This window comes from Yoonia vestfoldensis DSM 16212 (assembly GCF_000382265.1).
GTDB lineage: Bacteria > Pseudomonadota > Alphaproteobacteria > Rhodobacterales > Rhodobacteraceae > Yoonia > Yoonia vestfoldensis.
Genome location: NZ_KB907978.1, coordinates 96,632 through 120,636 on the forward strand (window position 1 = coordinate 96,632; position 24,005 = coordinate 120,636).

21 protein-coding genes are annotated in these 24,005 nt (G+C 60.1%); 19 read left to right on the top strand and 2 right to left on the bottom strand.

Annotated elements, in window-relative coordinates:
• Window positions 1–37 precede the first annotated feature (37 nt).
• Window positions 38–865: a cytochrome c oxidase subunit II gene (gene coxB, locus H147_RS0107545; protein ID WP_019954747.1), complete on the bottom strand. Its 828-nt coding sequence runs from the start codon at window positions 863–865 to the stop codon at window positions 38–40.
• 180 nt (window positions 866–1,045) lie between these two features.
• Between coxB and tldD the strand changes: the two genes are divergently transcribed.
• The 5 genes from tldD (at window position 1,046) to H147_RS0107570 (ending at window position 7,910) form a co-directional block, all read left to right on the top strand.
• Window positions 1,046–2,467, top strand: coding sequence for a metalloprotease TldD (gene tldD / locus H147_RS0107550; RefSeq protein ID WP_019954748.1), 1,422 nt, complete (start codon window positions 1,046–1,048; stop codon window positions 2,465–2,467).
• A gap of 163 nt (window positions 2,468–2,630) precedes the next feature.
• Window positions 2,631–3,761, top strand: a complete 1,131-nt coding sequence (gene dprA / locus H147_RS0107555; protein WP_245541120.1) for a DNA-processing protein DprA — start codon at window positions 2,631–2,633, stop codon at window positions 3,759–3,761.
• Between the two features lie 135 nt (window positions 3,762–3,896).
• The gene (topA, locus tag H147_RS0107560; protein ID WP_019954750.1) at window positions 3,897–6,509 is read left to right on the top strand and encodes a type I DNA topoisomerase; all 2,613 of its coding nucleotides are present in this window, start codon (window positions 3,897–3,899) and stop codon (window positions 6,507–6,509) included.
• Between the two features lie 73 nt (window positions 6,510–6,582).
• Entirely contained in the window at window positions 6,583–7,287 is a 705-nt protein-coding gene (locus H147_RS0107565; RefSeq protein ID WP_026352344.1) for a CoA transferase subunit A, read from the top strand.
• On the top strand, window positions 7,287–7,910 hold the full coding sequence (locus H147_RS0107570; protein ID WP_019954752.1) for a 3-oxoacid CoA-transferase subunit B: 624 nt from the start codon (window positions 7,287–7,289) through the stop codon (window positions 7,908–7,910). Before H147_RS0107565 ends, H147_RS0107570 begins: the two co-directional genes overlap by 1 nt.
• A gap of 36 nt (window positions 7,911–7,946) precedes the next feature.
• Here the strand turns inward: H147_RS0107570 and H147_RS0107575 are convergent, their stop codons facing one another.
• Complete coding sequence (locus tag H147_RS0107575; protein ID WP_026352345.1) at window positions 7,947–8,783, bottom strand: lytic transglycosylase domain-containing protein; 837 nt, start codon at window positions 8,781–8,783, stop codon at window positions 7,947–7,949.
• A gap of 349 nt (window positions 8,784–9,132) precedes the next feature.
• Between H147_RS0107575 and H147_RS0107580 the strand changes: the two genes are divergently transcribed.
• The 14 genes from H147_RS0107580 (at window position 9,133) to H147_RS0107650 (ending at window position 23,979) form a co-directional block, all read left to right on the top strand.
• Window positions 9,133–9,315 (top strand): Flp family type IVb pilin, encoded by a 183-nt coding sequence (locus H147_RS0107580; RefSeq protein ID WP_019954755.1) that lies wholly within the window; start codon window positions 9,133–9,135, stop codon window positions 9,313–9,315.
• Window positions 9,316–9,434: 119 nt separating this feature from the next.
• Window positions 9,435–9,638: a hypothetical protein gene (locus H147_RS20295; protein WP_019954756.1), complete on the top strand. Its 204-nt coding sequence runs from the start codon at window positions 9,435–9,437 to the stop codon at window positions 9,636–9,638.
• Window positions 9,639–9,958: 320 nt separating this feature from the next.
• Window positions 9,959–10,792: a Flp pilus assembly protein CpaB gene (cpaB, locus tag H147_RS0107590; protein WP_026352347.1), complete on the top strand. Its 834-nt coding sequence runs from the start codon at window positions 9,959–9,961 to the stop codon at window positions 10,790–10,792.
• 327 nt (window positions 10,793–11,119) lie between these two features.
• Window positions 11,120–12,550 (top strand): type II and III secretion system protein family protein, encoded by a 1,431-nt coding sequence (locus H147_RS0107600; protein WP_019954758.1) that lies wholly within the window; start codon window positions 11,120–11,122, stop codon window positions 12,548–12,550.
• 15 nt (window positions 12,551–12,565) lie between these two features.
• Entirely contained in the window at window positions 12,566–13,222 is a 657-nt protein-coding gene (locus H147_RS0107605) for an OmpA family protein (RefSeq protein WP_019954759.1), read from the top strand.
• A 238-nt stretch (window positions 13,223–13,460) separates the two neighbouring features.
• Window positions 13,461–14,705: a CpaE/TadZ family protein gene (locus H147_RS0107610; protein WP_019954760.1), complete on the top strand. Its 1,245-nt coding sequence runs from the start codon at window positions 13,461–13,463 to the stop codon at window positions 14,703–14,705.
• A gap of 10 nt (window positions 14,706–14,715) precedes the next feature.
• Window positions 14,716–16,170 (top strand): TadA family conjugal transfer-associated ATPase, encoded by a 1,455-nt coding sequence (locus tag H147_RS0107615; protein ID WP_019954761.1) that lies wholly within the window; start codon window positions 14,716–14,718, stop codon window positions 16,168–16,170.
• Window positions 16,171–16,175: 5 nt separating this feature from the next.
• On the top strand, window positions 16,176–17,141 hold the full coding sequence (locus tag H147_RS0107620) for a type II secretion system F family protein (RefSeq protein WP_019954762.1): 966 nt from the start codon (window positions 16,176–16,178) through the stop codon (window positions 17,139–17,141).
• A gap of 10 nt (window positions 17,142–17,151) precedes the next feature.
• The gene (locus H147_RS0107625; RefSeq protein WP_019954763.1) at window positions 17,152–18,114 is read left to right on the top strand and encodes a type II secretion system F family protein; all 963 of its coding nucleotides are present in this window, start codon (window positions 17,152–17,154) and stop codon (window positions 18,112–18,114) included.
• A 13-nt stretch (window positions 18,115–18,127) separates the two neighbouring features.
• A complete protein-coding gene (locus tag H147_RS0107630; RefSeq protein WP_019954764.1) occupies window positions 18,128–18,682 on the top strand; it encodes a tetratricopeptide repeat protein in 555 nt (184 codons plus the stop codon).
• Between the two features lie 26 nt (window positions 18,683–18,708).
• Window positions 18,709–19,563 carry a tetratricopeptide repeat protein gene (locus tag H147_RS0107635; RefSeq protein WP_019954765.1) on the top strand — a complete coding sequence of 285 codons (855 nt, stop codon included), beginning with the start codon at window positions 18,709–18,711 and terminating at the stop codon, window positions 19,561–19,563.
• 4 nt (window positions 19,564–19,567) lie between these two features.
• Window positions 19,568–20,059 (top strand): prepilin peptidase, encoded by a 492-nt coding sequence (locus H147_RS0107640; protein ID WP_019954766.1) that lies wholly within the window; start codon window positions 19,568–19,570, stop codon window positions 20,057–20,059.
• Window positions 20,060–20,180: 121 nt separating this feature from the next.
• Entirely contained in the window at window positions 20,181–21,491 is a 1,311-nt protein-coding gene (locus tag H147_RS0107645) for a DUF8689 domain-containing protein (protein ID WP_026352349.1), read from the top strand.
• A 70-nt stretch (window positions 21,492–21,561) separates the two neighbouring features.
• Window positions 21,562–23,979, top strand: a complete 2,418-nt coding sequence (locus H147_RS0107650; RefSeq protein WP_019954768.1) for a ligase-associated DNA damage response DEXH box helicase — start codon at window positions 21,562–21,564, stop codon at window positions 23,977–23,979.
• The last annotated feature ends 26 nt before the right edge of the window (window positions 23,980–24,005 follow it).

The window sequence follows — 24,005 nt, forward strand, 5'->3', positions numbered from 1 at the left end:
GCGTGGTCCGTCAACACAATGGTGATCCGCCCGGCGATCAGGACAGTCCCTGTTCGTCGGCCAGCCACGCATCATAGGTTTCCTGGCTGACCACCTTGACGGTAATGGGCATATAAGCATGCGCCTGACCGCAAAGTTCCGAACACTGGCCGAAATAGATTCCTTCACGCTCGGCTGCGAACCACAATTGCGCGAGGCGGCCGGGGATGGCGTCCTGCTTCACGCCGAATGCGGGGATCGTCCAGGAGTGAATCACGTCAGCGGCCGTGACCTGCATCACGACTGTCGCGCCGACCGGCACGACAACGGCCGTGTCGGTGGCCAGCAGATATTGATCCTGCGTATAGCCGAATTGCTCGAGCTCGTCGCGGGTCAGCATGAAACTGTCAAAGCTGACGCCCTCGTCCACATATTCATAGCCCCAATACCACTGGTAACCCGTTACCTTGATGGTGATATCCGCTTCTGGAATTTCCTGCTGCTTGAACAGGATCGGCAGCGAAAACGCACCGATGAACACCAGAATGACGATCGGCACCACCGTCCACGCGATTTCGAGCGGTGAATTGTGGGTAAACCCGGCAGGGGTCGGGTTGCGGCGCGCGTTGTAGCGGATGATCACATAGACGAGCAGGCCCGTAACGAACAGCGTGATCGCCGTGATGATGATCAGCAGCATTGAATCGAGCCAGACGACATCGCGCGACAATTCCGTTGCGGAAGGTTGGAATCCCATGCCGCCCGGAACAGGCTGGCCCACGATCTCGAGGTCCTGACCGATGTTCTGTTGTGCCATGGCCGTGCCGCCCGCGAGAACCAGACCAAGCGTGGTCCAAACAGAGGTTGCAAAGGTGTTCAGTCGCATATTGTACCCTAACTTCATGAGGCCTTTCAGCCTCTTTCCCCGGTCTCTCCGCTCGGGCTACGGGCGGAATCCCATTGTATTGCTGCGCCCATGTCCCATATCCTGACGGACAACTCAAGAACTGCTGTTGCGGCAAACAGACGCTTTTTGCCCCCAAAACCGCCGCCAAAGGATATTGTGATGACCGCCACCCCATTTCGCCCGTTCGAGACCCATCTGGATCAGCCGCAGGCACTTGACCTGCTACGCGAGGCGACAGCAGGCGCGGATGACGGCGAATTGTTCATCGAACGGCGGAAATCGGAAATGCTGTCGCTGGATGACGGACGCATCAAGACCGCCAGTTTCGATGCCTCCGAAGGGTTCGGGCTGCGCGCCGTGCGCGGTGAAACCGCAGGTTATGCCCATGCGACGACCATCGACGAACACGCGCTGCGCCGTGCCGTGTCGACCGCACGGCTGGCCGTGGGCGACGGCGGCGGGGTAATGGCGGATGCCCCTGCTGGCACGAACCGCAAGCTTTACAGCGACGACGATCCGATGCTGCAGGCGACATTCCCCGCCAAGATCGACGTCCTGCGCGAAATCGACGCCTTCGCCCGCGCGCTTGATCCGCGGGTGGTTCAGGTGTCCGCCAGCATCGGTGCGTCGCATCAGGAGGTGGTGATCCTGCGCCCCGAAGGCACGCTGGTCACCGATACACGCCCGATGTCGCGCATCAATATCAGCGTGATCGTCGAACAGAACGGCAAACGTGAAAGCGGCGGCATGGGCGGCGGCGGGCGTTTGGGCCTGATCGGGCTGATCGGGCGCGACCATTGGGAACCCATCGTGCGCGAGGCGTTGCGCATCGCGCTTGTGAACCTTGACGCCGAACCCGCCCCCGCAGGCGTCATGGATGTCGTGCTTGGCCCCGGCTGGCCCGGTATCCTGCTGCACGAGGCGATCGGCCACGGCCTTGAGGGCGATTTCAACCGCAAGGGATCAAGCGCCTTTGCCGGGCTGATGGGCCAGCAGATCGCGGCCAAGGGTGTGACCGTGCTGGATGACGGCACAATCCCCGACCGGCGCGGGTCGATCACCGTGGATGACGAAGGCACGCCCAGCGCAAAAAACGTACTGATCGAGGATGGCGTGCTGGTCGGCTACATGCAGGACCGCCAGAACGCCCGCCTGATGGGGGTCGCCCCCACCGGCAACGGGCGGCGCGAAAGTTTCGCCCACACGCCGATGCCGCGCATGACCAACACCTATATGCTGGCAGGCGACGCCAGCCCTGAAAGCCTTGTTTCTGAATTGAAAGACGGGATCTATGCGGTGGGTTTCGGCGGCGGGCAGGTCGATATCACCAACGGCAAATTCGTGTTTTCCTGCACCGAGGCCTACCGCGTCAAGAATGGCGTCATCGGCGCCCCCGTGAAAGGCGCCACGCTGATCGGTGACGGGGCGACCGCGTTGCAACGCATCAGGGGCATCGGCAATGATCTGGCACTTGACCCCGGTATCGGCAATTGCGGCAAGGCGGGGCAATGGGTGCCGGTCGGCGTGGGCCAGCCCAGCCTGCTGATCGGTGGGCTGACGGTCGGTGGTGCGGCCGCCTGACAATGTGATTCGCCGTGCATCCTGTGGTGCGCTGCGCGGGCTTTCGGATGAATAGGGCGTCTTATCAGTCTCTTAGACTTAGACAGGTTGGGCGCCCTTGTGTGATTCATGGCTTGTTAACGCTGTCGGCGTAACCCTTGTGAGGCAATAGGCGGAGCAAGGGATGACCCAACCGACACGATCTTCCACCACCCCCCAACTCCCCCCCACCACGGAAGAGGATGCGATCACCCATCTTCGCCTATTGCGATCACGCCGTGTCGGGCCGGCGACCTATCGGCGGTTGCTGGCGGAATATGGCACGGCCACAGAGGCGCTGCGCGCATTGCCCGACGTGGCCCGCGCTGCCGGTGTCGACGACTATGCAATCTGCCCCATCGGCGTGATCCGTGCCGAATTGCAGGCGGGCAAGGCTGCGGGTGCGCGGCTGTTGTCGGACCGTGACCCTCTTTATCCCGACGCGCTGCGGACCATCGCCGATGCGCCGCCGCTTTTGTGGTGTCTGGGCCGAATGGACTTGCTGTCGCGCCCGATGGTGGCGCTGGTCGGCGCGCGCAACGCGTCATCCTTGGGCAGCCGCATGGCCCGCAAACTCGCGAATGATCTGGCCGATGCAGGCTATGTCGTGGTGTCCGGCCTTGCGCGCGGGATCGACACGGCGGCGCATCTGGGTGCCTTGGCGAGCGGCACTGTCGCGGTGCAGGCGGGCGGTGTCGACGTGATCTATCCGGTCGACAACACCCAGCTTGCCCATGACATCGCAAAACAGGGGCTGCGCCTGTCGGAAATGCCGATGGGGCTGCAACCGCAGGCCCGCCATTTTCCGGCGCGCAACAGGATTATTTCGGGGCTTGCGCAGGCCGTGGTCGTGGTCGAGGCAGCGGCAAGATCTGGCAGCCTGATCACCGCGCGCAACGCGCTTGATCAGGCGCGCGACGTGCTGGCGGTGCCCGGTCATCCCTTCGATGCGCGCGCGGCAGGCTGCAACATGCTGCTGCGCGACGGTGCGACGCTGGTGCGATCCGCCGAAGACGTGATCGACGCGCTCGCGCCCAAGGCCGTCGTCGCCCCGTTGATCCCGGCTGCTGTGGCACAGACGCGCCCGGCGCTGCGCAATATCGCCGCCCTGCACGCGATGATCCTGCAGCGCCTTGGCCCGGCACCCGTCGCCGAGGACCAGCTTTTGCGCGATCTCGCGGTACCTGCCACCGAAGTCGCCCCTGCACTTGTCGATCTCGAACTCGACGGCAAGATCACGCGGCAGGCCGGTGGCTTGCTGGCGCGAGCGGTGTAGCGGACGGACTTTCTGACCACAGGCGGGCTTATTTCCACTCCCAACGAGGGGCGGAAATTTCGCATCATTGACATTCGCGCCATCGTCGCCACATCTTGCGCCACTTGAACAAAGCCGCGCAGATAAAGGATTCCCATGCCAGTCGTCGTTGTCGAATCCCCCGCAAAAGCCAAGAAAATCAACGAATATCTTGGGCGCGGCTATACGGTTCTGGCGTCCTACGGCCATGTCCGCGACCTGCCACCCAAGGATGGTTCTGTCCTGCCGGATGACGATTTCGACATGAAATGGGAAATCGCCACGGACAGCAAAAAGCATATCAAGGCCATCGTGGATGCGCTGAAAAGCGACAATGAACTGATCCTCGCCACCGACCCCGACCGCGAGGGCGAGGCGATTTCGTGGCATCTGACCGAGGCCCTGACCGAGAAGAAGGCGATCCGCAAGGACACGCCCGTCAGCCGTGTGGTGTTCAACGCGATTACGAAAACCGCGATCCTCGAGGCGATGAAAAACCCCCGTCAGGTCGATGCGCCTCTGGTCGAGGCGTATCTCGCGCGCCGCGCTTTGGATTATCTGGTGGGCTTCAACCTGTCGCCGGTGCTCTGGCGCAAACTGCCCGGTGCCAAATCGGCGGGCCGCGTGCAATCGGTCTGTCTGCGCCTCATCGTTGAGCGCGAGATGGAGATCGAGGCGTTCCGCAATCAGGAATACTGGACCGTCAAGGCGCAACTGCAATCCCCCCGCGGCCAGATGTTCGAGGCACGGCTGACCACGCTCGCGGGCAAGAAGCTTGATAAATTCGATCTGGGCAATGCCACGCAGGCCGAAATGGCCGTACAGGCGGTCACGTCGCGCGACCTGAAGATCACAAGCGTCGAAGCGAAACCCGCCACCCGCAACCCCAGCCCACCCTTCATGACATCGACCTTGCAGCAAGAGGCGAGCCGTAAATACGGCATGGGCGCCAAGCAGACGATGAGCGTGGCGCAGCGTTTGTACGAATCGGGTCTCATTACCTATATGCGGACTGACGGGATCGACATGGCGCCCGAGGCCGTGACCGGCGCGCGCGACGCGATCACCGCGAAATTCGGCGCGAAATACCTGCCCGACCAGCCGCGCATCTATAAAAACAAGGCCAAGAACGCGCAGGAAGCCCATGAATGTATCCGCCCGACCGATATGATGGTCAGTGCCGATCAGGCCGATATCAAGGATGCGGACCAGCGCAAGCTTTATGACTTGATCTACAAGCGCACGCTGGCCAGCCAGATGGCGGCCGCACAACTCGAACGCACGGTCGTCGATGTGGCCAGCGCCGACGGTCAGGTGATCCTGCGCGCCAACGGGCAGGTCATGATCTTTGACGGCTTCATCGCGATCTACGAGGAAGGCCGCGACGATACCGCGGATGAGGACGACAAGCGCCTGCCACAACTCGCGCAGGGCGAAAAGGTCGTCAAGCAATCGGTCGATCCCGAACAGCATTTCACCCAGCCGCCGCCGCGCTATACCGAGGCAACGCTGGTCAAGCGGATGGAAGAACTGGGCATCGGGCGGCCATCGACCTATGCGTCGATCGTCACGACGATTCAGGATCGCGGCTATGTCGAAAAGGACAAGAACCGCCTGATCCCGCAGGACAAGGGCCGTTTGGTCACCGCATTCCTGATGAATTATTTCCAGAAATACATCGGCTATGACTTCACCGCCGATCTGGAAAACCAGCTGGACGAGGTCAGCGCGGGCGACGCCGATTATAAAAAGGTGCTGCACCGTTTCTGGCGAGATTTTTCCGCCGCCATCGCGGAAACCGCCGATCTGCGCATCGGCGAAGTCCTCGACAAGATCAACGAGGTGCTGGAACCTCATCTGTTCCCGCCGACCGCCGATGGCACTGACCCGCGCCTTTGCCCCAATTGCGGCGCAGGGCGTTTGTCGATGCGCACGGCGCGGTCGGGTGGTGCGTTCATCGGCTGTTCGAATTATCCCGAATGCCGCTATACTCGCCCCTTTGGTCCGCCCGACCCGGAGGCCGAAAAATCCGCGATCCCCCCCGATGGCAAATTGCTGGGCCATGACGCGGGCGATGAAATCCGCATCTTCAAGGGCCGGTTCGGGCCTTATGTCCAGCGTGGCGCCACGTCCGAGGCAAATCCCAAGCCCGACCGTACCGGCGTGCCCGAAGGCTGGGCACCCGAGGAGGTCGATCTGGAACAAGCGTTGCGCCTGCTGCAACTGCCCCGCCAGATCGGGCCGCATCCCGAAGATGGCGTCATGGTCTGGGCCAATATCGGGCGGTATGGCCCCTATCTGAAACACGCGGCCAGCACGTCCGACAAGGGCGGCACCAATGCCAATCTGGACGGGATCGACGAGGTCTGGACCGTGGGCATGAACCGCGCCGTGCAATTGCTGGCCGAAAAGATCGCGTCCCGCGGCGGGCGCGGCAAGGCCGCGACGCCGATCCGCGAACTGGGCGAACACCCGCAGGCGGGCGGTGCTGTCGCGATTTATGACGGCAAATACGGGCCTTACGTGAAATGGGACAAGATCAACGCGACGATCCCCGAAACGATCACGCCCGACGATCTGACGCTGGCGCAGGCCATCGACCTGATCGACGAACGTGCGGCCAAGGCAGGGAAAAAGAAACCGTCGGCCAAAAAGCCCGCGGCGAAAAAGCCTGCCACGAAAAAACCGGCCGCCAAAAAAGCCGCGCCGAAGAAAGCGGCGACCAAATAACGGTGCTGCACTGCGGCGATTGACTTTGGCAGGGCTGCACGACAATTTTGCGCAAATCGACAAGGGGAGCGGCATGAAAAAGGTATACGGCTCGGCGCAGGAGGCTCTGGATGGGCTTTTGTTCGACGGCATGTTCATCGCGGCGGGGGGCTTTGGCCTTTGCGGGATTCCCGAATTGCTGCTGGCGGCGATCAAGGATGCGGGCACGAAGGATCTGACCTTTGCGTCCAACAACGCGGGTGTGGATGATTTCGGCATCGGCATCCTGTTGCAGACGCGGCAGGTGAAAAAGATGATCTCGTCCTATGTGGGCGAAAATGCCGAATTCATGCGCCAGTACCTGAGCGGAGAGTTGGAGCTGGAATTCAACCCCCAAGGGACGCTGGCCGAACGGATGCGCGCCGGTGGCTGCGGTATCCCCGGTTTCTATACCAAAACCGGCGTCGGCACCGTGATCGCGGACGGCAAGGAACACAAGGATTTCAACGGCCAGACCTATATTCTGGAACATGGCATCTTTGCGGACCTGTCCATCGTCAAGGCCTGGAAAGCGGACGAGACCGGCAACCTCGTGTTCCGCAAGACCGCGCGCAATTTCAACCCGCCTGCCGCGATGTGCGGCAAGGTCTGCGTCGTCGAGGTCGAGGAAATCGTCCCCACAGGCAGCCTGGACCCCGACACGATCCACCTGCCCGGCATCTATGTGCACCGGATCATTCAGGGGCAGCATGAAAAACGCATCGAACAGCGCACGACGCGCAAGCGGGAGACAGTATAATGCCTTGGGATCGCAACCAGATGGCCGCACGCGCCGCTGAAGAACTGCAAGATGGCTGGTATGTGAACCTCGGCATCGGCATCCCGACGCTGGTTGCCAATTACGTGGGCGACAAGGACATCACCCTGCAATCGGAAAACGGGATGCTGGGCATGGGCCCCTTCCCGTTTGAAGGTGACGAAGACCCCGATCTGATCAATGCGGGCAAGCAGACGATCACCGAACTCAAGCGCACCGCCTATTTCGACAGTGCGACTTCCTTTGGCATGATCCGGGGTGGCAAGATCGCAGCCGCGATCCTTGGCGCGATGGAAGTGGCCGAAAACGGCGATCTGGCGAACTGGATGATTCCCGGCAAGCTGGTCAAGGGCATGGGTGGTGCCATGGATCTGGTCGCCGGTGTGGGCCGCGTGATCGTGGTGATGGACCACACCAACAAGCATGGCGAATCCAAAGTGCTGAAATCCTGCACCCTGCCGCTGACCGGCAAAGGTGTCGTGGACCGGATCATCACCAACCTTGGTGTGCTGGATGTCGTCGAAGGCGGGTTGCGGATCGTCGAATGCGCCGAAGGCGTGACCGAGGCTGAACTGCGCGCCGCAACCGAAGCGACGATCGTCTAGGCAAAACCACTGACTACGCCCTCGATGCGGGCGCGGTCAGATTCCGTTCACGTTGAACACGCAGGCGTCGGTGATCAATTCGGGCGGCGTCTGGCACAGACCCTTGGCGACCTGCCACGCCGCCAGCACCTTGGGCACATAATCCATCGTCTCGGCAAAAGGCGGCACGCCTTCGTACCGCTGCACGTTACCTTCGCCCGCGTTATAGCCCGCCAGCACCAGCACCGGATCATTGCCAAACCGGTCAAGCAACCAAGCTAGATAAGCCACCCCGCCCTTGATGTTCTGACCTGCATTCATGCTGTCCGTCACGCCGAATCTGTCAGCGGTCGCCGGCATCAACTGCATCAGCCCTTGCGCGCCCGCGCTGCTGACCGCGTCGATCCGTCCCGAACTTTCGACCGAGATGATCGCAAGCACAAGTGCGGGCGAGACATTCGTGCCCACGGTTTCGCGCAGGATGTGCAGACCATGTGACGCTGCGATATTCTGCAAGGACTGCAAGCGGGGTGCCGGAATACCCTGGCCTGCCGGGGGGTTGTTGATCCGGTTGATTGCAAGCTCCAGCCGCGCCGGGCTCGCATCCGCCAGCGACGATGGGACCGTTTCCCAGAACCAGCCAAAGCCTGATCTTGCACGCGGGGGCGCAACCGGGGCCGATGCAGGCGCGGCGCGCGGTTCGCTGTAAACCGGCCCGCGACGGGGTGCATTGGGGTCGATCTGCACCGTGACGCGACCTGTGGTCTGGCCCGGCGGCGGAACACCGATCCGTTTGAACGTGAAATCCGGTTGCAGCCGCTCGACCTGCGCAAAAGCGGTGGTACCGCATAGAAGCGCCACCGCGGCCGCGGAACCTACGTTAAATCGACTCATGGTCTGTCCTGCTCGACATTTCTTGTTCATGCAAAGATGGCAGAAACTGGCCAGAAGGCCACATTTTCGGGAACAATACTGAAATTTTTCAATGGATTGCGGGCTTTTCGGCAACGGATCGCCGCGAAAATGAATATCTGTTCATAATTTCTTTCATTACAATTCAACAACTTGCGCCATTTTTTGCGCCAAACAGCGGCAAGATCGAAAAAAACCGGATGCTGCCAAACTCCCGCCCCAATCTTCCAGCTATATGAGCCCATCCAAGACGGAACACGGCAGCCTCGGGTTGTCTCTGACCCCGGCGAGGAACGGCTTGAACATCAACGATACCCTAGGAGAGATACAAATGCTTAACTTCATCAAGAACTTCCGCAACGACGAAGACGGTGCCGTCACCGTTGACTTCGTGGTTCTGACCGCAGCCATCGTTCTGCTGGGTCTGGCAGTCGGCGCAGCGATCCAGTCGGGCGCACGTGGCCTGGCCAACAACATCGAAACCGAACTGAAAAACGTCAAAGTCACCCCATAAGGGTCGGCTGACGCTTATCGCATATTCTTGACTGCGCCGCCTTTGCGGCGCAGTCGACGTACCGGGGCATGTGTGCTTCTCACTTTGTTTTTGCTGTCATTGATCGGAAAGTACGTCAGATGATGTCATTCGCACACCTGCTTGTCCGCACAGTTACCCGGTTTCAGACTGACGAAAACGGGGCCATCACGGTTGATTTCGTCGTTTTGACATCCGCGATCACGCTGTTGGGCGTGGCGATCGTTGGCACCTTCAGCGGCGAGACTGTCCGCATCGCGAACGACACATCGAACTTCGTCGCCAATCAGCAGATCAGACCGTAATTTGCACCAGCGCCGGCGCGTCCGTCTGCTGACGTGACAGCCGAACAGCTGCATTTTCAATCACATTTCGATGATCTTTCGCGTAATTCGGTCCGACCACTTTGTGTTGCGCCGGATAGATGTTAGCGTTTGGTTGGGCGCGGCATGCGCAGAGGGATGATCCGATAACGGATGCACCAAAGATATTGCACAGGTTGTGACGCGCGCGCATCAGGCATCGCGTCATACGTGACACTCAGGCAGAGGTTGCGATTGTGTTTGGTAACATCCTTGATCTATGCAAGGCCGGTAATCAGATGGACCAAACGAGGAAAAGATAAATGCGTGCAGTTTTTGGTCTGGTACTTCTTGTCGGCATGGGCTTGGCGGGCTTTGCCGTTTACATGGTGAACCAATACATGGCCTCCCAGACCGCGCAGCTGGACCGGGCGCGTCAATTGGCAGCGACCGCGCTTGCCACGGTAGAAGTCTATGCAGCAGCGCGGCCCGTGACATACGGTGAACAACTGACCGCGGATGATGTGCGGATCATCTCATATGCGCGCGATTTCCTGCCGGAAGGCACATATGCAACCGAAGAGGAGCTGTTCCCGCTTGGAACGCAATCACCTCGCGTGGTCGTGCTGCCCATGCTCGAGAACGAAGTCATCATGTCCAACAAGGTGTCCGAACCAGGCGCAAGCCGCGGCCTGACCGCATTGGTCGAACCGGGATTGCGTGCTTTCCCGGTGCAAGGGCGTGTCGCGACCGGTTTCGGTATCCTGCGCCCCAATGACCGGATCGACGTTTATTGGACCGGCAGCCTGCGGGACGGACGCGAGGTGACGAACCTGATCAAGTCCGGCTTGCAGATCATCGCCGTGACGGGTGACCCCGAAAACACAGGCGGGCCCCAAAGCGTGGTCGTGCAGGTCACGCCAGAAGAAGTGGCCTTGCTGACGCAGGCACAGAACAGCGGGCAGTTGACGCTGTCGCTTGTCGGTGCGGGCGACGTGGCCGTCACTGGCCCCGTGACAGTCGACAATTCCGCCCTGACCGGCGAGCAGGATATCGTCGTGGAAGCCGCGCCCGTCGTCGAACAAGAACGCCAATGCTTCGTGACTCAGCGCAGCGGGACCACAAGCGTCCAGGTCGAGATCGAATGCTCTGACTGATCCCCTACAGGCGACCCCGACACGAAATCCATGAAATCAATGCCGACGAAAAGGGTTATTTTCGTCGGCATTTTGTTTTCCGACCGATCCGCCATATTGACGAAATCGGCCGAAATCAGCCGTTCGTATGCCATATATAGACATAAACGCCAGATTAATAGACCAACGCAAAGCTGAGGTGAAATCGCAAGTGTTGCGCGATGTCCACATTCGGTTTGGCCTCCAACGTATTGATTATTGCAATAAATGCGAGGCTGGCGCATGGTCCGGTCATCAAGGGCATTAAGACCCGTTTAAATGAGGCGTGATCGGAGAGGCAGGTCACTTATGAATTATGACAGATTTCTAAAAGCCGTACTGACGGGCTTGACGTTGTCGTTGACAACGGTCGTGCCGGCCATTGCGCAGGATAGTGCATTGCGCGTGCTGCGCGGTGCCGCGTCAAGCGCGCTGGACGTTCCCATGAACCGGGCCGTTGTCGTCGAAAGCGACGTCCCCTTTACCGAGCTGTCGATCGCCAATCCTGGCATCGCCGATATCTCATCCCTGTCCGACCGCACGATCTATGTGTTGGGCAAGGAACCGGGCCGCACCACGCTGACCCTTTTCGGGGCTGATGGACGGCTTATCACCAACGTAGAGGTTCATGTCTCTCCTGACATGGCCGAATTCAAGGAACGCCTGACCCAGATCCTGCCTGGCGAGAATATCGAAGTTCGCACCGCGAATGACGGTATTGTCCTGTCCGGCACGGTCAGTTCGGCTGCGCGGCTTGATCGTGCGCTCGACCTGGCGCAGCGGTATGCACCGGACCGGGTGTCGAACCTGATGTCGGTTGGTGGCACGCAACAGGTGATGTTGAAGGTTCGCTTCGCAGAAATGCAGCGGTCGGTCAGCAAGGCGCTATCGTCGTCTTTGGCGTTCAACGGACCTTCGCTGCAAAACAACCGTACCGTCATCGGCGGGACCAACACGGCTGTTGGTCAAGGCGGTATCAATGGTGTGCTGAACAATTCGGTCCCGACAGCGAATGCCAATAATGGCGCATTTGTCTTCGGGTTCGACGCCGGTGGTGTCGAAGTCGGGCTTCTTCTTGAGGCACTCGAATCGCGCGGTGTCGTACGGTCCTTAGCGGAACCCAACTTGACTGCGTTGAGCGGTCAGCAGGCGACGTTCCTTGCTGGTGGTGAATATCCCGTACCGGTCGCGAATGAAGAGGGTGTGATCACCATTCTCTTCAAGCCGTTCGGCGTAGAGCTTAACTTCACGCCGCGGGTCATAGATGGCGACATCATCAACCTGGAACTGCTGGCTGCTGTGTCGGCAATCGATCCGGCGAACAGCTTCTCGGCAAACGGTTTCCAGATCAGCGCCTTCAGCCGCCGTGAAACATCAACGACGGTGGAGATGCGCGACGGCGAAAGCTTTGCCATCGCAGGCCTGCTGTCTGACGACTTTACCGATCTGAGCGGTCAGGTGCCATGGATCGGGGATGTGCCGGTTCTGGGCGCCCTGTTCCGCAGCGCGGAATATGCCCGCCGTCAGACCGAACTGGTCATCATCGTCACACCGCATCTGGTGTCGCCGACACGCGGTGCCGCGCTTGCGCTGCCGACAGATCGTGTACGGCCGCCGACCGAGCAGGATCTGTTCCTGTTCGGACGGGTTGCAGCAAGCAGCGCACCAACACGCGGTGGCGCGGGCGAAGTAGCGCGGCAGGACTTCAGCGGGTCCTACGGCTATGTCATGGATGAATGATTGGAGCGCGAGACAATGAAACTCTATATGACGACTGCGCTTGTCGCAGCTACACTGTCCGCCTGCGGTCCATCCGACCCTACTTTCTCGTCCTTCTTCTCTGAAGCGGGCGCGGAGATTGATCAGGGCGATTTCGGCAACGCCACCATGAACAACGCCTTGGTGCAATCGGGCCAGCAGGGTTATACGATCAACTTGGCGCGTCGCTTTAATGCGGACGTCGATGCGATGGTGAACTTCGAATTCGATTCGGCCGTGCTGGACGCTGACGCACAAGCAACGCTGCGCCAGCAGGCCGATTGGATCCGCCAGTTCCCCGAAGTCCGCTTCAAGGTCTTCGGTCATACCGATCTTGTTGGCTCTGCCGCGTATAACCGCAACCTTGGTTTACGCCGTGCGCAGGCTGTCGTCGCGTATCTGACGACCCAAGGCATCAGCCGCGACCGTCTGGAAGCTGTTGTTTCGTTTGGACAAACCCAGCCACTGATCCAGACACCAGAACCCGAACGCCGCAACCGGCGCACGGTGACCGAAGTGTCAGGCTTCGTGGAAACGAGCCCGATGCTGTTGAACGGCAAGTATGCCGCGGTTGTGTTCCGCGAATATGTTGTCAGCGCCGCCCCCATAACGACAGTACAACAGGGTGCTATCGCGACAGGAACCGGGGGCTAAGCCCGACCGAATTTGTTTACGCCGGCATCGTCCGGCGTAAACACTCCGTGATATTTGACAAGATCGTCGCAAAATTCCGCACAATGACGATGTTTTGGTCCAAATCTCGACACGATTCCCCCCCACATTTAGGAACAACCACTATACTGTCGCCTGCATGGCCATTGTGTGGCAGGTTGCAGCGGTCGGTCCTTCTATGCCGTGGGAAATCTGCAAGAAATAACCGAGGACGAACACTATGAGCACGAGCCCGGTCGTTCAACACGACCCACCGCCGATCGTTGCCTGCACCATCAGCCGTGATGTGCAGATTTTCGATCTTTTGATCGAAGACATGGAATCGGCTCTCGGTGATTCGTGGGGCGATCTGAGCTTTGAGGATGCGGCGGCCTTTCTGGCCCAACCCGAGGCGCGTGCGCTCCAATTCGTCACTATCGCCATGGATTCGCAGGACGAGGATAACCTTGACCGTGTGTCCGAAATCATCGCCGCAGCCAAAGCCGCGCGGATCAAGGTTATCCTGATTGCCGAAGACCTCAGCCCTGGTGCCCTGCACAAGTTGCTGCGCGAAGGCGGCGATGAATTCGTGCCCTACCCTCTCCCTGAAAACGAGCTGGCCCGCGCGATCGAACGGGTCCTGACCATCGACGACTCTGTCCAGTCATCGGGCGGCAATGCGAAGTTCAAGGCCACAGGCGACAAATCCGGTGTGGTCATTCCTGTTCACGGGTTGGCCGGGGGCACGGGTGCCACGATGCTTGCCGTCAACCTGGCGTGGGAATTGGCGAACATCGATCCGAAAGACCCGCCCAAGGTCTGCCTGATCGACTTGGATTTCCAATTTGGCACGGCCTCGACCTATCTGGATCTGCCGCGCCGCGAATCGGTTCTGGAAATGCTGACTGATACCGCGGCGATGGATGCCGAAAGTTTCATGCAGGCCTTGTTGACCTATGGCGACAAGCTGCATGTGCTGACCTCGCCGACAGACATGATCCCGCTCGACATGATTTCGCCCGCCGACATTACCCGCGTGATCGAAATGGCCCGGGTCAATTTCGACTATGTCGTGATCGACATGCCATCCACGATGGTCGAATGGTCGCAGACCGTGTTGGAAGCCGCCCATGTCTATTTCGCGATGATCGAACTGGAAATGCGGTCCGCCCAGAACACCCTGCGCCTGAAACGCGCGCTCCAGTCCGAAGATCTGCCGTTCGAAAAGATCCGTTTCATCCTGAACCGCGCGCCGGGCTTTACGGACCTGAACGGCAAGAGCAGGGTGAAGCGTCTGGCGGAAAGCCTTGGGATCTCGATCGAAGTGCTGATGCCGGATGGCGGCAAAGTCGTCATGCAAAGCGCCGACCACGGCACGCCGCTGGCCGAAGGCAATGCAAAGAACCCGTTGCGCAAAGAAATCATGAAACTTGCGAAGTCGGTGCACGAGGTCAATATGGCCGCTGCCGCCGACGCCAAAGCATAAGAGGCGAACCATGTTTTCAAAGTACAAAAAACCAAGCGTTCCTCTGCCCGGTGCCGCAGGTTCGGCACAGGCAGGCGGCCCGAGGCCCGTTGCCGTCGCGCCCAAAGCCGAGGACGCGCGCCAGTCCCTGATGAAAACCATGCCCGCGCGTCGCCCCGCCGAGCCAGGCCCAGGTGACAAAGACAAGCGCCGCAAGGACCGTTTGCAGGAACTCAAGCTCGACCTGCACAAGGCGCTTTTGGAAAATCTCAACCTTGCAGCGCTCGAAACCGCGACAGAACAGGAATTGCGGACAGAAATCAACGCGATCGCCAACGAAACGCTCGAAGAAATGGGCGTCGTCCTGAACCGGGACGAACGCCAGACGCTCAGCCAGGATCTCTTTTTCGAGGTGACGGGCCTTGGCCCGTTGGAAACCCTGCTCAAAGACGACACGGTCAACGATATTCTGGTCAACGGCCCGCAGCAGATTTTTGTGGAACGCAACGGCAAGCTTGAACTGACCGATGTCACGTTCAAGGACGAACGCCACCTGTTGCGCATCATCGACAAGATCGTGTCGGCCGTGGGTCGTCGCGTTGACGAAAGCAACCCCTATGTCGACGCCCGTCTTGCAGACGGGTCGCGTTTCAACGCCATGGTCCCGCCGATCGCGGTGGATGGATCGCTGGTGTCGATCCGGAAATTCAAAAAGGACAAGCTCGGGATCGAGGATCTGGTCCGCTTTGGTGCCTTCACTGAGGAAATGGCCGCCTATCTGCAGGCCGCTGTGTCAACCCGTCTGAACATCATCGTGTCAGGCGGTACGGGTTCTGGTAAAACAACGACGCTGAACGCGCTGTCGGGCTTCATCGACGATGCCGAACGCATCCTGACAATCGAAGACACCGCCGAACTTCAACTGCAACAGACCCATGTGGGCCGGATGGAAAGCCGCCCGCCCAACGTCGAAGGCAAGGGCGGCGTGTCGCAGCGCGACTGTCTGAAAAACGCCCTGCGGATGCGCCCTGACCGGATCATCGTGGGGGAAACCCGCGGCGAGGAAGTGATCGACATGTTGCAGGCCATGAACACGGGCCACGACGGGTCGATGACAACGATCCACGCCAACTCTGCCCGCGACGGTGTCAGCCGTCTGGAAAACATGATCGCAATGGCCGGTATCGAGATGCCGATCAAGGCGATGCGCAGCCAGATCGCCTCGGCTGTGAACCTGATCGTGCAGGCGTCGCGCCTGCAGGACGGGTCGCGCCGCATGACGTCGATCACGGAAATCACCGGGATGGAAGGCGACGTGATCTCGATGCAGGAAATTTTCCGCTATCAGCGTGTCGGCCTGACCCCCGACAACAAGATCATCGGCCATTTCACGGCGACTGGCGTGCGCAGCCACTTTTCCGAACGCTTCAAGCTGTGGGGCTACGATCTGCCGCCGGCGATCTTTGAACCCATGGTCGCGGAGTAGACAACATGATTTCCATTGAACCAGTCATCTATGTTCTGATCTTCGTTGCCGTGCTGGCGCTCGTGCAAGGCGCCTATCTTGTAATTTTCGGCAAGTCGATCAGCATGGACGGCAAGGTCAATCGCCGCCTTGAAATGCTCGACAAGGGCGGCAACCGCGAACAGGTTCTTGATCAACTCCGCAAGGAGATGACGCAGCATATGAAGTCGCAAAGCATTCCGATCTATTCGTTGCTTGCGAACAAGGCCCAGAAAGCGAATATCGCGTTCACGCCGGTCCAGATCATCATGGTGATGGTAGCTGTCAGCGTTGCGGCCTTTCTTATGCTGACGGTCTTTACGGCCGTTGCACCGCCGGTCCGCATTCTTGTCAGCCTGCTGATGGGCGTCGGCGGGGTCTATGTCTGGATCAATCGCAAGGCCACGCAGCGGATGAACCTGATCGCAGAACAGCTACCGGATGCGGTCGAACTGATGGTGCGGTCGTTGCGCGTGGGCCATCCATTTTCGAGCGCGATCAACATCGTCGCCAAGGAAGTCCCCGACCCGCTTGGTACCGAGATGGGCATCATCGCTGACGAAACCGCCTATGGGCGTGACATGGGTGAGACGCTCAAGGCGATGGCCGAACGGCTCGACAATCAGGATTTGCGGTTTCTTGCCGTGGCTGTGACCATCCAGCAATCGTCGGGCGGGAACCTTGCCGAAATTCTGGACGGTCTGGCCAAGGTGATCCGGGCCCGGTTCCGCCTGTTCCGGCGGGTCAATGCCATCACCGCCGAGGCGAAATGGTCGGGAAAACTGTTGTCGGGGTTTCCAATCCTCGCGCTGATCGGCATCAACGTCGTGCGGCCCGATTATTTCGACGAGGTCATGCAAAGCCCGCTGTTCATTCCCGCGTGTTTTGTCGTTGCGACCTTTCTGGTGTTGAACCTGATCGTGATGCGCGCGCTGACCGATATCAAAGTCTGAGGGACAATCAATGGAAGCGATCCAAACCGCCATCATCAACGTCCTTGGTCCGTTCGGCCCCCTGATGGTCGTCGGCCTTCTGGGGCTGCTCATGGTGCTGCTGACCTTGCCGGTCTTTCTCAGGCGCGAAGAGGACCCGCTTGACCGGCTGAAAGCCGCGAGCCGACCGACCGGCAAGAAGGACAAGACCGAAAAGCTGCGCGCGGCATCCAGCAAGGACAAACTCGAAAAGTATTCGACGTTTCTGGAACCGCAAAACGCCGAAGAATATTCCGCGATCAAGCTCAAGCTTTTACAGGCCGGCTATCGCGGCAAGAATGCCGTGCGGATCTACCACTTTCTGCAATTCGCCCTTGGGATCGCCGGATTGGTTGGTGGCGGTATCTATGCGATGATCCAGATGTCGCAGCGGACAGTGGAAACGCAAGGTCTGATCATGATGATCCTGATACCGGGGGGCATCGGCTATCTGTTCCCGAAATACTGGGTGACGCGGCGTGTCGAGACACGCAAACAGGCCATCGTCAACGCATTTCCCGATTCGCTGGACCTCATGCTGGTTTGCGTCGAGGCCGGACAATCGCTTGATCAGTCCATCGTGCGTGTGTCGAATGAATTGCGCACGGGCTTTCCAGAGCTTGCCGAAGAATTCGAGATCGTCAGCCAGGAATCGAAGGCCGGCAAGGACAAGACAACCGTTCTCAAGGATATGGCGGAACGCTGCGGCGTGCCTGACATTTCCAGTTTCGTGACCGTGATGGTGCAATCGGCACAATTCGGCACGTCGATCTCGGATGCGCTGCGGGTCTATGCATCCGAGATGCGTGACAAGCGCGTCATGCGCGCCGAAGAAGCCGCCAACAAGCTGCCAACCAAAATGACCCTTGCCACGATGATGCTGACGGTGCCGCCCCTGATGGCGATCCTGATCGGGCCGTCGATCTATTCGATCGCAGTCAACCTCGGGGGCTGAAGGCGCAATGCGAATGACACCGGGCATCGCTGCCCTTGCGTTGGTCATCATGGCCGCCTGCGGGTCAGGCGGTCTTAACCGTTCCAGTGATGGCACTTTCGCACCGGGCGTCGCCGGGATGAGCGATATCGACGGACTGATCGTCGGTCATCGGCTGATGGCGGCTGGCGAATATGATCTTGCGCTGAAGGCTTACAATCGCGCCGCCGTGCAGCAGGGTCTGAACGTGGACACGATGTCGGCCATCGGATCGGCCAATCTCAATCTGGGACGCTTGGGGCAGGCGGAACGCTGGCTACGCCGCGCCGTCGAAGAGGACGCGACATTTCCTCCTGCATGGAACAATCTGGGCGTCGTTTTGATGGAACGTGGCCAGGTCGGCGAAGCGAGCGAGGCATTCCGTCGCGCCTTTGCCGCAGATAATGGCAATTCGGACGAAATTCGCGACAACTTGCGCTTATCTCTCGCAAATCTCGACGATTCCGGCGATAATGTGGTAGAGGAAGTGCAGAACTTTAATCTGATCCGGCGCGGTGCGGGCGATTTCGTGTTGATGTCGGATCTGTAGGCAGAGCAGCAAAAGGACGCAGAAACATGCGCCACCCTATTTTTCTGACGCTTTGTGCGGCGGCCGTCGTGCTGTCCGCATGTGATAGATCAGGCGACGCCCAAGTCGAGCAGGCGCTGAAAGACCTCAACGTCGTTGACGAAACCAACCTGAACGATGTGATGTTGACCGTCGGAGATCCTGACGAGGCCGTGAATTATTTCGCGAATGCCAGCAACAATGATCCCGGCAGGATCGACCTGCAACGCGGGTTGGCGACGTCGCTTGTGCGGGCCCGTCGCACCACCGAAGCGGTCGCCGCCTGGCAAACCGTCATCTCGCATCCTGAATCAAACAACGAGGATCGCGTTGAGCTGGCCGATGCATACATCCGGGGTAACTTGTGGGACGATGCCGCAGCAACGCTGAACACGATCCCGCCGACCTTTGAAACCTTTGAACGGTATCGCCTCGAAGCGATGGTCGCCGATAGCCGCCAGCAATGGGACAAGGCCGACAGTTTCTATGAAACAGCCGTCGGCCTGACGACCCGTCCGGCGCCAGTCTACAACAACTGGGGCTTTTCAAAACTGACGCGCGGCGACTACCCGGCAGCGGAACGGCTGTTTGCAGACGCCTTGCGGTTCAATCCGGGGATGTTCACAGCCAAGAACAACCTTGTTCTGGCGCGCGGGGCGCAGCGCAATTATGCGATCCCCGTCGTGACCATGACGCAGGTCGAACGCGCGCAATTGCTGCACACGATGGCCCTGACCGCGATCAAGCAGAACGATGTCACCATCGGCAAATCGCTGTTGAACGATGCGATCAACACCCATCCACAATATTTCGAGGCCGCAGTGCGCGCCTTGGAGGCGCTCGAAAACAACGTTGTGAACTGATCTGATGGGACTGACCGCCTACGCTGCATACTGGTTCCTGCCGGCGGTCGTACCGATCGCCGTCTATGTCGCGTGGAGCGATATGCAGCGGATGAAAATCCCCAATATCGCGGTCTATGCGCTGGTGATCAGCTTTGCCGTGCTTGGGCTGATCGCCCTGCCCTTCACGCAATACCTGTGGCACTGGACCCATCTGGTCGTCGTGCTGGTGGCAGGTTTTCTGCTGAACGTGCTGCGCCTGCTTGGCGCGGGGGATGCGAAATTCATGGCGGGTGCCGCACCCTTCATGGCCACGGATGATCTGCCATTGATTCTGCCCTTGTTCGCGGCCTGCCTGATGGCAGGGCTTGTGACCCATCGGATCGCGCGGATCAGCCCGATACGCCGGATGGTGCCGCATTGGGAGAGTTGGACGACAGGCAGACGGTTTCCGATGGGCTTTCCGCTGTCGATGACTTTGGTGTTTTATCTGGCACTGATCGCAATCTATCGCTGAAGCTTTGCGCGATGCCTTGGACTGGCACATCTTTGTTCACGATTTCGCCATAATACACTGTAGACTGAGAATTGAGGCCGGATAAGCTACGGCTCAGGATTCCATCGGATAGGCAGAACAAATGAACGTGCAAGCTTCGAGTGTCATGGCACCACCCGCACCGCGTAGCCTTGGTGCGATGCTGCTGCCGATGGCCATGATGCGGGACATCCTGATCAAGACGATGTTCCGCATGAACCTTGATCAGGTATCGCTGATCAGCCGCGCGGTCTGTTTGCCTGTATCGGTGACGCAGGAACTGGTCGATATGGCGCGCGGCCAATTGCTGCTCGAGGCGACAGGCACGCTGAACGCCAACAACGGCAATGAAATGGGTTATCGGCTGACCGACACCGGCCGCGCCCGCGCGCTGGATGCGCTGCACCAGTCCGAATATTACGGCCCGATGCCGGTGCCGCTGTCGGTCTATGCCGAACAGATCAAGCGCCAGTCGATCCGCAACATCCAGATCACCCGCGAACAGTTGACCACCGCGATGGGCCATCTGGTCCTTCCCGAGGATCTGCTGTCAAACCTCGGCCCTGCCGTCAGCGCGGGGCGGTCGATCCTGATGTATGGCCCGCCCGGCAACGGGAAATCCTCGATCTCGAACGGGATCAGGGATGCGCTGGGGGACAAGATCTATGTGCCGCGCGCGATCGAATATTCCGGTCAGGTCATCACCGTTTATGACCCGATCGTGCATTCCGCCGCCGAAGACGATGTCGACGATCCCAACAGCCTGCGCCGCACATCAGGCAGGTTCGACACGCGCTATGTGCGCTGCGAACGGCCAACGGTGATCACGGGCGGTGAATTGTCGTTGTCGATGCTCGACCTTGTCTACAACCCGACCGCGCGGACCTATCAGGCGCCATTGCAGCTGAAATCCACCGGCGGCATCTTCATCGTGGACGACCTTGGCCGCCAAGCGGAACCACCGCAGACGCTGGTCAACCGCTGGATCGTGCCACTGGAAGAGAACAAGGATATTCTGGCGCTGCAATCGGGCGAGAAATTCGAAGTGCCGTTCGACACGCTGGTCGTGTTCTCGACCAACTTCCACCCCAATGCGATCTTCGACAAGGCGGCGTTGCGCCGGATTTTCTACAAGATCAAGATCGACGGCCCCAATCAGGAAGACTACCTCAAGATTTTCGCCATGGTCGCGCGCAAGCGCAAGATGCCGCTGGACGAAGACACGCTGGTCCATCTGCTGAACGTGCGCTACCCCGAAATCGACAACGTCTATGCGAACTACCAGCCGGTGTTCCTGATCGACCAGATGATCTCGATCTGCGAATTCGAAGGCATCCCCTATCAGATGTCGCCCGAACTGGTCGACCGGGCCTGGGCGAACATGTTCGTCAAGGAAGAAGACATCGTGCGCTAGGCCGCCACCGCTCTTTGCATTCCAAAGGCTTCCCCCTACCTAAGAGGAAGCCTTTTTCATTGGGATTGCCATGCCGGCCGCCACGCGCCACCTGCCAGCGATATTTCACGACTGGTTCGCCGCGCGCGGCTGGTCGGTGCATCCGCATCAGCAGGCGATGCTGGACCGTGCGGGCGACCCCGCCCTGTTGCTGATCGCGCCGACAGGCGGGGGCAAGACGCTGGCAGGGTTCCTGCCCAGCCTTGCGGAACTGGCGGATGGCACGCATCAGGGACTGCACACGCTCTATGTCTCGCCGCTCAAGGCGCTGGCGGCGGATATCAAACGCAACCTGCGCACCCCGGTAGATGACATGGCCTTGCCGATCAGGATCGAGGATCGCACCGGCGACACATCCTATACCCAGAAACGCCGCCAGCGCGCTGACCCGCCGCATATCCTGCTGACAACGCCCGAATCGCTGGCGCTGCTGGTCAGCTACGAGGACGCACCACGCATGTTTGCGGGGCTGCAACGGGTGATCGTCGATGAAATCCACGCGCTTGCCGAAAGTAAACGGGGCGACCAGTTGATGCTGGCGCTCAGCCGCTTGCAGACGCTGGCCCCCGGCCTGCGCCGCGTCGGCCTGTCCGCCACGGTCGAGGATCCGCCCGCCATCGCGCGCATGCTGGCACGCCACCCCGACCCCTGCCCGATCCTGCTGGCCGATCCCGGCCCTGCCCCCGATATCGCGATGCTGCAGACCGATGCACCGCCGCCTTGGGCAGGTGGCGGTGCCACCTATGCCATCCCCGCCGTGCTGGAGGCAGTGAAACAGCACAAGACCACGCTGATCTTTCACAACACCCGCGCGCAGGCCGAGATTTTCTTTCACAACCTGTGGCTCGCCAATACCGACGACCTGCCCATCGGCATCCACCACGGCAGTCTTGCCCGCGAACAGCGCGAACGTGTGGAATCCGCGATGGTTGCAGGCCAACTGCGCGCCATCGTCTGCACCGGCAGTCTGGATTTGGGCATCGACTGGGGTGATGTCGATCTGGTCATTCAGGTCGGCGCACCCAAGAACGTGAAACGTCTGGTGCAGCGGATCGGGCGCGCCAACCACCGCTATAACGCGCCGTCCAAGGCGCTGCTGGTGCCTGCCAACCGGTTCGAAGTGGTCGAATGTGTCGCCGCATTGGAGGCCGTGCAAGCCCACGACCTTGACGGCGACCCCAAAGGTGCTGGCCCACGCGACGTGCTCTGCCAGCATATCCTGATCACGGCGTGCGCGGGGCCGTTCCACGCCGATGATCTGTTCGCAGAGGTCCGCAGCGTGGGGGCCTATGCAGGGCTGACGCGCGCTGATTTCGACGCCTGCCTCGATTTCTGCGCCACGGGCGGCTATGCCCTGCGCGCCTATGACCGGTGGAAGCGCCTGCTCCAGACCACCGATAGCAAATGGCGATTGCGCGACCCGCGCGCGGCGCTGCGCATCCGCATGAATATCGGCACGATCCAGGACACCGACACGCTGAAGGTCCGCATGAAAGGCAACTTCAAACCGTTGGGCGAGGTCGAGGAATCCTTTGCCGCGACGCTGACCCAAGGCGACACGTTCCTGATCGGTGGCCAGATCGTCCGCTATGAGGGCCTGCGCGAAATGACCGTCGAAGTATCGCGTGACGCCACCAAGACCCCTAAGATCGCGACTTTCATGGGCACGAAGTTCGCCAATTCCACCCAATTGTCGCAACGTATCCTGCGCATGTTCGCGCAGGACGACTGGCCCGGCCTGCCGGCCCACACTGCCGAATGGCTGGGGTTGCAACGCCGCTATTCCAAACTGCCCGAGGCTGACCGGATTCTGGTCGAAAGCTTTCCCCATGAAGGCCGCCAGCATATCTGCGTCTACGGGTTCGCCGGGCGCAACGCGATGCAGACGCTGGGCATGCTGCTGACCCAACGTATGGAAGAGTTGGGCCTGCACCCTTTGGGTTTCGTCGCCACCGACTACGCGACGCTGATCTGGGGGCTGGAGGCTGTGACCGACCCTGCCCCGCTGTTTCGTGCGCCCGATCTGCGTGCGGGATTTGAAACCTGGCTGTCCGGCAATGCCGTGATGAAGCGCACCTTCCGAGGTGCCGCCACCATCGCTGGACTGATCGAACGCAACCTGCCCCACGCGCGCAAATCGGGGAGGCAGGCGACGTTCTCGTCCGACATCCTCTATGACACCTTGGCGAAATACGACCCCGACCACCTGATGCTGCAAATCACGCGCGAAGAGGCGCTGCGCGGTCTGGTGGATTTCGGCAGGATCGAGGAAATGTTGCAGCGCACCGCAGGACGCGTCGACCATGTCGTGCTCGACAGGGTGACGCCGCTCGCCCTGCCGCTTTTCCTCGAACAGGGGCGTATCGCACTGGCCGGTGCCGGGCGCGAGCGGCTGATGGAGGATGAAGCCGCGGCGCTTATGGCCAAGATCGGAATGCCCGCGGATTGAACCTTGCGAAGGCGCGGCAAATCGGC

Bases quoted from the DNA above. Each gene is read 5' to 3' on its own strand.
- H147_RS0107640 (WP_019954766.1), top strand. From the start codon at position 19,568: ATGGGACTGACCGCCTACGCTGCATACTGGTTCCTGCCGGCGGTCGTA.
- H147_RS0107580 (WP_019954755.1), top strand. From the start codon at position 9,133: ATGCTTAACTTCATCAAGAACTTCCGCAACGACGAAGACGGTGCCGTC.
- H147_RS0107575 (WP_026352345.1), bottom strand. From the start codon at position 8,783: ATGAGTCGATTTAACGTAGGTTCCGCGGCCGCGGTGGCGCTTCTATGC.
- H147_RS0107635 (WP_019954765.1), top strand. From the start codon at position 18,709: ATGCGCCACCCTATTTTTCTGACGCTTTGTGCGGCGGCCGTCGTGCTG.
- H147_RS0107625 (WP_019954763.1), top strand. From the start codon at position 17,152: ATGGAAGCGATCCAAACCGCCATCATCAACGTCCTTGGTCCGTTCGGC.
- H147_RS0107570 (WP_019954752.1), top strand. From the start codon at position 7,287: ATGCCTTGGGATCGCAACCAGATGGCCGCACGCGCCGCTGAAGAACTG.
- H147_RS0107630 (WP_019954764.1), top strand. From the start codon at position 18,128: ATGACACCGGGCATCGCTGCCCTTGCGTTGGTCATCATGGCCGCCTGC.
- H147_RS0107605 (WP_019954759.1), top strand. From the start codon at position 12,566: ATGAAACTCTATATGACGACTGCGCTTGTCGCAGCTACACTGTCCGCC.
- dprA (WP_245541120.1), top strand. From the start codon at position 2,631: ATGACCCAACCGACACGATCTTCCACCACCCCCCAACTCCCCCCCACC.
- H147_RS0107565 (WP_026352344.1), top strand. From the start codon at position 6,583: ATGAAAAAGGTATACGGCTCGGCGCAGGAGGCTCTGGATGGGCTTTTG.
- H147_RS20295 (WP_019954756.1), top strand. From the start codon at position 9,435: ATGATGTCATTCGCACACCTGCTTGTCCGCACAGTTACCCGGTTTCAG.
- H147_RS0107600 (WP_019954758.1), top strand. From the start codon at position 11,120: ATGAATTATGACAGATTTCTAAAAGCCGTACTGACGGGCTTGACGTTG.
- cpaB (WP_026352347.1), top strand. From the start codon at position 9,959: ATGCGTGCAGTTTTTGGTCTGGTACTTCTTGTCGGCATGGGCTTGGCG.
- H147_RS0107615 (WP_019954761.1), top strand. From the start codon at position 14,716: ATGTTTTCAAAGTACAAAAAACCAAGCGTTCCTCTGCCCGGTGCCGCA.
- H147_RS0107645 (WP_026352349.1), top strand. From the start codon at position 20,181: ATGAACGTGCAAGCTTCGAGTGTCATGGCACCACCCGCACCGCGTAGC.
- H147_RS0107620 (WP_019954762.1), top strand. From the start codon at position 16,176: ATGATTTCCATTGAACCAGTCATCTATGTTCTGATCTTCGTTGCCGTG.
- H147_RS0107650 (WP_019954768.1), top strand. From the start codon at position 21,562: ATGCCGGCCGCCACGCGCCACCTGCCAGCGATATTTCACGACTGGTTC.
- tldD (WP_019954748.1), top strand. From the start codon at position 1,046: ATGACCGCCACCCCATTTCGCCCGTTCGAGACCCATCTGGATCAGCCG.
- coxB (WP_019954747.1), bottom strand. From the start codon at position 865: ATGCGACTGAACACCTTTGCAACCTCTGTTTGGACCACGCTTGGTCTG.
- topA (WP_019954750.1), top strand. From the start codon at position 3,897: ATGCCAGTCGTCGTTGTCGAATCCCCCGCAAAAGCCAAGAAAATCAAC.
- H147_RS0107610 (WP_019954760.1), top strand. From the start codon at position 13,461: ATGAGCACGAGCCCGGTCGTTCAACACGACCCACCGCCGATCGTTGCC.